A 2,205-nucleotide genomic window follows, 5' to 3' on the forward strand; every position below is an offset into this window, starting at 1 on the left:
AGCTGGGCCATCGCGATCAGCGCGACCGGGATCGTCTTGCCCAGCATCAGCTCTCCGGGCGACAGCGGCGACACCAGGAGCTGGTCGAGCGTGCCGAGCTCGCGCTCGCGGACCACCGACAGCCCGGTCAGCAGCATCGACATGAGCATGACGATCATGCCGACCACGGCGGGGACGTTGTACACGCGGCTCGCGAGCCCCGGGTTGAACCACGCGCGGGCGTCGAGCCGGATGGGCGGGTCGGGGTCGGCGCCCACGCGCTCGGCGGCGCGGCGCTGGCCGTACGCCTGGATCGCCTGCGTGGCGTAGCCCTGCGCCACGATGCCGGTGGTGGAGTTCGTCCCGTCGACCACCACCTGCACGGGCGCGGTGCGGCCCGCGGCCAGGTCGGCCTCGAAGCCGGCTGGGACCACGATGCCGATGACGGCGTCCCCGTGGTCGAGCGCACGGGTGAGGTCGGCGGAGTGGTTCGAGGTGCCCACCACGCGCAGCTCCGGACCCGCCGCGATCGCCTGGACCAGCGCGCGCGACTCGGCGGTGCGGTCGAAGTCCTGCACGAACATCGGCACGCCGCGCACGTCGGTGTTGACCGCGTAGCCGAACAGCAGGAGCTGGACGATGGGCGAGGCGAAGATTATCCGCTTGGTGCGCGGGTCGCGGAAGAGCTGGCGGAGCTCCTTGCGCACCAGGCGGCGGATCCGCAGGAGGGCCGCGCTCACGCCGGGATCTCCTTCCTGAACGCGCGCACCGCCAGGCCGAGCCCGACCACGGCGTAGGCGATCATCAGGAGCGCCTGCGGCCACAGCGCGCCGAGGCCGACCCCCTTCAGGAAGATCCCGCGCGTGACGGTGACGAAGTAGCGCGCGGGGACCAGGAACGTCACGCCCTGGAGCGGCAGCGGCATGCTGGCGATGTCGAACAGGAAGCCGGACAGCAGCAGCGCGGGCAGGTAGGTCACGATGAGCCCGATCTGCGTCGCCAGCACCTGCGACTTGACCGCCGCCGAGATGAAGATCCCGAAGCCCAGCGCGCCCACCAGGAAGAGGATCGTGAGCACGCCCAGCAGGACCAGGTCGCCGCGCAGGGGGGCCTGGAAGACCAGCACCCCGGCCACCACCGCGCCCACCACGTCGACGAGCCCGATCAGCAGGTACGGCAGGAGCTTGCCGAGGATGACCTCCAGCCGGCTGACGGGCGACGCCGCGAGCTGCTCCATGGTGCCGCGCTCCCACTCCCGCGCGATCGTGAGCGCGGTGAGCAGCGCGGCGATCACCGACATGATCACCGCGATCAGCGCGGGGACGATCATGTTCTTGCTCTCCAGCGTCGGGTTGTACCAGACGCGGGCGGCGACGTCGACCGGCGGCGGGCGGGCCGCGCGGGTGTCGAGGCCGGCGCCGAACCCGGTGACGATGGCGTCGGCGTAGCTCAGCGCGATGGTGGCGGTGTTGGCGTCGGCGCCGTCCAGCAGGAGCTGGAGCTCGGCGGTGCCCGCGGCCGCGTCGCGCGAGAAGCCGGTCGGGATCACGAGCACCGCGCGGTAGGCGCCGCTGACCAGGCCCCGCTCGGCGTCGGCCTCGTCGGCGGGCCGTCCGGCGTCGGCGAACAGGTCGCCCGCGGTGAACGCCTCCACCAGCTCGCGGCTGTCGGCGGTGCGGTCGCGGTCCAGCACGCCCAGCGGCAGGTCCTCGATGTCCCAGTTGATGGCGTAGCCGAAGAACAGCAGCAGCAGGAGCGGCAGCCCGAACGCCAGGTAGAGGCTGCGCGGGTCGCGCTTGAGCTGGATCCACTCCTTGCGGGCGACGGCGCCCAGGCGGACGGGGTCGAGGAGGGTCATCGGGCGCGACTCATCCGACGGCCGCTCCCCCGGCCGCCCGGACGCGCGCCACGAACACGTCCTCGAGCGCCGGCTGGACGCGCGCGACGTCGTCGACCGGGATGCCGGTCGCCTGGAGCGTTACGCGCAGGTCGGCCTCGTCCGCGGCGTCGGCGAGCGACACGTGCACGTCGCGGCCGAAGAGCGCCGCCTCCAGGATGCCCGGCCGCCCGGACAGCGCCTCCGCCAGCCGCACCGCCTCCGGCGAGACGAGCCGGTAGATCACCTCACGCGACCCCTCGCGCAGGGCGGCCGGCGTGTCCAGCGCGATCAGGCGGCCGCGGTTCATCAGCGCGAGCCTGTCGCAGTACTCGGCCTCCTCCATGTAG

Annotated in this window: 3 protein-coding genes; all 3 read right to left on the reverse strand. The window is 72.9% G+C overall.

Annotated elements, in window-relative coordinates; all coding sequences use genetic code 11:
• Positions 1 to 719 (reverse strand): ABC transporter permease (locus ABFS34_16545; protein MEN8377035.1); only part of this gene is annotated, 719 nt, incomplete at its 3' end.
• A complete protein-coding gene (locus tag ABFS34_16550; protein MEN8377036.1) occupies positions 716 to 1,837 on the reverse strand; it encodes an ABC transporter permease in 1,122 nt (373 codons plus the stop codon). The genes ABFS34_16545 and ABFS34_16550, both read right to left, overlap by 4 nt.
• Positions 1,838 to 1,847: 10 nt before the next feature.
• On the reverse strand, positions 1,848 to 2,205 hold a 358-nt coding region (locus tag ABFS34_16555), incomplete at its 5' end, for an ABC transporter ATP-binding protein (GenBank protein MEN8377037.1).

Source organism: Gemmatimonadota bacterium (genome assembly GCA_039715185.1).
Taxonomy (GTDB): Bacteria; Gemmatimonadota; Gemmatimonadetes; order Longimicrobiales; family RSA9; genus DATHRK01.

What these genes read in the sequence shown, in the direction of transcription:
- ABFS34_16550 (MEN8377036.1), bottom strand. Translation starts at nt 1,837, where the DNA reads ATGACCCTCCTCGACCCCGTCCGCCTGGGCGCCGTCGCCCGCAAGGAG.